The organism is Streptomyces boetiae (genome assembly GCF_031845405.1).
In the GTDB taxonomy this organism is placed as follows: Bacteria; Actinomycetota; Actinomycetes; order Streptomycetales; family Streptomycetaceae; genus Streptomyces; species Streptomyces boetiae.
This window is the reverse complement of sequence record NZ_JAVREN010000093.1, coordinates 1-4,667: the sequence shown is the minus strand read 5'-3', so window position 1 is coordinate 4,667 and position 4,667 is coordinate 1. Positions and strand designations below refer to the sequence as shown.

5 protein-coding genes and 1 pseudogene are annotated in these 4,667 nt (G+C 73.9%); 3 read left to right on the top strand and 3 right to left on the bottom strand.

Going from position 1 to position 4,667, the window contains the following annotated elements; translation table 11 throughout:
• Positions 1 to 120: 120 nt before the first annotated feature.
• Entirely contained in the window at positions 121 to 1,047 is a 927-nt protein-coding gene (locus RM780_RS27475) for an ABC transporter permease (protein WP_311633620.1), read from the top strand.
• A 30-nt stretch (positions 1,048 to 1,077) separates the two neighbouring features.
• Here RM780_RS27475 and RM780_RS27470 read toward each other — a convergent pair whose 3' ends face one another.
• Positions 1,078 to 1,398: an ATP/GTP-binding protein gene (locus tag RM780_RS27470; RefSeq protein ID WP_311633619.1), complete on the bottom strand. Its 321-nt coding sequence runs from the start codon at positions 1,396 to 1,398 to the stop codon at positions 1,078 to 1,080.
• A 202-nt stretch (positions 1,399 to 1,600) separates the two neighbouring features.
• On the opposite strand from RM780_RS27470, the gene RM780_RS27465 reads away from it, so the two are divergent.
• A complete protein-coding gene (locus RM780_RS27465) occupies positions 1,601 to 2,674 on the top strand; it encodes an LLM class flavin-dependent oxidoreductase (protein WP_311633621.1) in 1,074 nt (357 codons plus the stop codon).
• On the opposite strand, the gene RM780_RS27460 is transcribed toward RM780_RS27465, so the two are convergent.
• The gene (locus RM780_RS27460) at positions 2,643 to 3,038 is read right to left on the bottom strand and encodes an SCO5389 family protein (RefSeq protein WP_311633618.1); all 396 of its coding nucleotides are present in this window, start codon (positions 3,036 to 3,038) and stop codon (positions 2,643 to 2,645) included. The two genes, RM780_RS27465 and RM780_RS27460, sit on opposite strands and share 32 nt — an antisense overlap.
• Before the next feature lie 257 nt (positions 3,039 to 3,295).
• Between RM780_RS27460 and nucS the strand changes: the two genes are divergently transcribed.
• Positions 3,296 to 3,982 carry an endonuclease NucS gene (gene nucS / locus RM780_RS27455; RefSeq protein ID WP_311633617.1) on the top strand — a complete coding sequence of 229 codons (687 nt, stop codon included), beginning with the start codon at positions 3,296 to 3,298 and terminating at the stop codon, positions 3,980 to 3,982.
• Between the two features lie 80 nt (positions 3,983 to 4,062).
• Here nucS and RM780_RS27450 read toward each other — a convergent pair.
• Positions 4,063 to 4,667: pseudogene (locus tag RM780_RS27450) on the bottom strand (hypothetical protein); the annotation flags it as partial.

Below are 4,667 nucleotides of genomic sequence, written 5' to 3'. Positions count from 1 at the left end.
GCCCTCGGCCGGGCAGGCCGGCTCGATACCGACCGGCCCACCCGCGGCAGCCCCGCCGCAGGCGAACGCGACGTCGGCCCCAGCGCCGCAGGCACAGCGCAAAGCCCCGGAGGAGAACCGATGAGCGCCCCGCACCAGGCCCCCGCCGCCTTCCCTCCGCAGCAGGCCGCCGGGCCCGCGCCCGGGGCGTTCCCCGGTGCCGTCCCCGCGGCCCCCGTGGGGACGGCAACGCACCTGGGCCACGCCCTCGCCTCCGAGTGGACCAAGATCCGCACCGTGCGCTCCACGGTCTGGACGCTGGTCCTGATGTTCCTGCTGACCGTCGGCGTCGGCCTCCTCTTCGCGGTCGGCCTCAGCTCCGACGACTACGTGGGCATGCCGCTCCTCGCCGGCGGCTTCTTCGGCCTGATGCTCGGCCAGATCTGCGTCATCACGCTCGGCGTGCTCGTCATCAGCTCCGAGTACGGCACCGGCATGATGCGCACCACCCTCACCGCCTGCCCCCAGCGGGGCCGCGTGCTGGTGGCGAAGGCCACCGTCTTCTTCCTCGTCGCGTTCAGCACCACGCTCGTGGCCTGCACGCTGACCGCGCTCATCCAGTCCGCGCTGCTGAGCGAGCAGGAGATCCCGTACTACGCCAGCCAGGACCCGCTCCTGGAAGGCTCCATCGAGAACGGCGAGCTGGTCGCCACCGGCTCCCACTGGATGGGCGCCACCGTCGGCGCCGCGCTCTACGTCTCCGTGCTCGGGCTGCTCGGCCTGGCCGTCGGCGGGCTGCTGCGGCACTCGGCCGGGGCGATCACGACGATGCTGGGCGTGGTCCTGCTGCCGCTGCTTATCGCGCTGTTCATGTTCGGCGAGAGCCTGGAGACGCTGCGGGAGCGGCTGATCGAGTACTCCCCGCTCAACGGCCTGGCCTCGCTCTACCGCATCCCGATGCAGGGCGAGGAATCGGCCACCGGCTGGCCGCTGCTGGCCGTGCTCGCGCTGATCACCGTGGGGGCGCTGTTCGCCGCCTACACGCGGCTGACGGCGACCGACGCCTGAACGGCCGGGCGAGCCGCGGCCGTTGCCCCGTCAGTACCGCGGGGCGTTCCGCGACCGCAGGACCCGGGCGCCCCGCCGGTCCCGGGCGTTCCAGCAGGGGCCGTGCCAGTGGCGGCGCTCCTCGACGGTGCCCAGGCTCGGCCAGGCGACGACGTGCGGAACGCCCGGCGGGATCTCCTGGTCGCAGCCGGGGCAGCGGTAGTGCTTCGCGGCGGCGCTGCCCGTTATCCGGCGGACGGTCCACTCCTCGCCGCGCCAGTGGTCGGTCTGCTCCAGCCCGTACTCGCGCGGGCCGTCGGCGGGCCGGCTCGGCTGCCGGCCGCCGCTGGGGCGATTACGACGCGGGGACACGGGCACCTCGGGTGATTCGGGGGGAGCGGGGTGGCGAGGGGAAACGCGCTGGGCTGCGCCTCCGAGTGTATGCAGCGCGTGCTCTCCCGAAACCACCTGATGATCTGAGAAATCGGCGTCCCGCAGCCCGTGCCCCCGCCGGGCGCCGGACGTTAATGCCCATGGGCAAGGCGTGCTGAGAGAGGCGTTGACAATGAGAACCCTGCGGATAGGGACATTTGTGCTGGCCGGACGCTATCCGGGGCAGAGCGACGCGGAGGCCCTGCACCGGGCGGTGGCCGGGGCGGTGGCCGCCGACCGGGCCGGGCTCGACGCCGTCTGGGTCGCCGAGCACCACTTCGTGCCCTACGGCGTCTGCCCCTCGGCGGCCACGCTGGCCGCGCACCTGCTGGGGCGCACGCGACGGATCACCGTGGGCACGGCGATCAGCGTCCTCACCAGCGCCCACCCCGTGGCCCTCGGCGAGCAGGCGGCCATGCTGCACCTGCTCTCCGGGGGCCGCTTCGCGCTCGGGGTCGGGCGGGGCGGGCCGTGGGTGGACCTGGAGGTCTTCGGCGGCGGCGCCGAGGCGCTGGAGCACGGCTTCCCCGAGTCCCTGGACCTGCTGCTGCGCTGGCTGCGGCAGGACGCGGTCCGGGCGGAGGGCGAGCGTTACCGCTTCCGCGAGGTGCCCGTGGTGCCGCGGGGCGCGGACGGGCCGCCGGTGCTGGTGGCCTGCACGTCCCCCGCCTCGGTGCGGCTGGCCGCCCGGCGCGGGCTGCCGATGCTGCTGGGGATGCACGTGGGCGACGAGGAGAAGGCCGAGATGGTCGGCCTGTGGCGCACGGCGGCGCGAGAGGCGGGGCGGCCGGAGGAGGCCGACCACGTGTCGGTCGGCGTGGTGCAGGTGGCCGACAGCCGCGCGGAGGCCGCGCGGGTGCTGCGCCGCAGCCTGCCCGGCTGGCTGCGCCAGGGCCTGGCCGCCCATCAGACGCTGGACGGCCGGCCCCGTTCGATGCGGGACCCGGTGGCGTACACAGAGCTGCTGTGCGACCTGCATCCGGTCGGCGACCCGGGGCTGTGCGCGGACCGGCTCGCGGCCACGGCGGAACGCACGGGCATCACGCGGTTCGCGCTGCTGGCCGAGGGCACGGGCGACGCGGCGGCCACGGAGCTGAACATCCGGCGCCTGGCCCGGGAGGTGCTGCCGCTTCTCCCCTGGGAGGCGCGAACGCCGGAAGCGGCAGCACCCGGGGTCGGACCCGTCAGCAGTCCCGCAGCTCCGGCGACTGGTTGAGGATCTGCCCGCGGATCGAGGTGAACCGGCCCAGCGGGGCGTCCGAGGCGGCGTCGAGCGGGAAGACGGCGACCCGGTGGCAGTTCTGGAACGCCAGCCGGACGCCGAAGTGCCGCTCCAGCGACCGCCGGATGGCGTCGCTGGCCAACGCCCGCAGCAGCTGTCCACGCGCATGCTCGTCCGGCGGCGGCGTGGTGTTGTCGGCGAAGTCACCGCCGTCCACCTTGAGTCGGGCGACCAGCGTGCTGATCATGTTCCAGGCGTAGGGCAGGGAGGTGCGGACGCAGTCGACGAACGCGACTTCGTCGACCTCCTCGCCGCGCTCGGCCTGCTGCAACAGCGCTGGTGAGACGTCGAGCGACATGGGATTCTCCTCTCGCGACCCCTGGCTAGGAGGTCTGGCGGACGGGCCCCGGGACACCGCCGCACACACGTCACCGCGTGCTGGTGTGCGTTCGGACGGCGACGCCCCGTGTCCAACCGTAGGGGTGTTGGCCCGAGCATGTCAGTGGATTGGGCACATATCTGGCCACTGTCCGGCAACGGCCGCCCCAGCCGTCGCGGGGCCTTCCGCCGCCCCACCGGTCACGGCCGCCGCCGTACGCCCTCTAGGCTGAGTCCATGCGTCTCGTGATCGCCCGCTGCTCGGTGGACTACGCCGGCCGGCTGACCGCCCATCTCCCGCTCGCGCCACGGCTGATCCTCGTGAAGGCGGATAATTCGGTCTCCATCCACGCCGATGACCGGGCCTATAAGCCCCTCAACTGGATGTCCCCGCCGTGCAGTCTGAAGGTCAGCGAGGCCGGGAACGCCGAGAGCGAGGCCGCGGCGGTGTGGACGGTGGAGAACAGGACCGGCGAGAAGCTGATCATCACGATGGCCGAGATCCTGCACGACTCCTCCCACGAACTGGGCGTCGATCCTGGCTTGATCAAGGACGGTGTCGAAGCTCACCTTCAGGAACTGCTTGCCGACCGCATGGAGACGCTCGGGGAGGGCTGGAGCCTCATTCGCCGCGAATACCCCACGGCGATCGGCCCGGTGGACATCCTCGGCAGGGACGCGGAGGGGGCCACGATCGCGGTGGAGATCAAGCGGCGCGGCGAGATCGACGGGGTCGAACAGCTCACCCGCTACCTGGAGTTGCTCAACCGCGATCCCCTGCTGGCCCCGGTCCGCGGCGTGTTCGCCGCCCAGGAGATCAAGCCCCAGGCCCGCACCCTCGCCACGGACCGCGGCATCCGCTGCGTCACGCTCGACTACGACGCCCTTCGCGGCATCGAGGACGATAAGCTCCGCCTCTTCTGAGGCGCCGCGACCCGGCCGCCGCGCCCCGGCCGCCGCGAGGCACCGCCCGGCGAGATCCGCCGCCGCGACGACGGGCGCCGTCAGGGGGCGGCTGCGCCGCCCGCCGCGGCCTCGCCCTCCGTGGTGGTGTCCGTCTCGGAGCCACCGGCTTGGCCCTCGTCGGAACCGCCGGGGCTGTCCGACGTCCCCTCGGTCTGGCCGCCCTGCCCGCCGCCGTCCGCCTCCCCGGTCGCGGAGCCGTCCGTGGTGCCCTCGGTCACGGAGCCGTCGGCCGTGCCCTCGGTCGTCCCGCCGGGGTCCGGGCCGCCCACGGCCGCACCCGTATCGCCCTCCGAGGCGGAGCCCGTGGTGCCCGGCGACGGGGACTCCGTCGGCTGCGTCGTGGGCGGGTCCGTGGAGGTGGCCGTGTCCTCGGGGGTCGTGCCGGTGGGGGGGAATCCCGTGTCCGGGGGCGGGGTGTAGCCGCCGGGGCCGGGGTCGGCGGGGTCGGAGGGGGACGTGCTGGGCGAGGACTCGCGGGTCGGGCCGTCCGTCTCCTCCTCGCCGGTGCTGGGACGTGCCGGATCGCGGTCGTCCACGAGAGCCGGCCGGGGTCTGCTGTCCTCGGACCCGCCGTCCCCGGAGGCGAGGCCGAGGGCGACGAACGTCCCGAGCCCGGCCAGGATCATCCCCCCGGCCACAATGG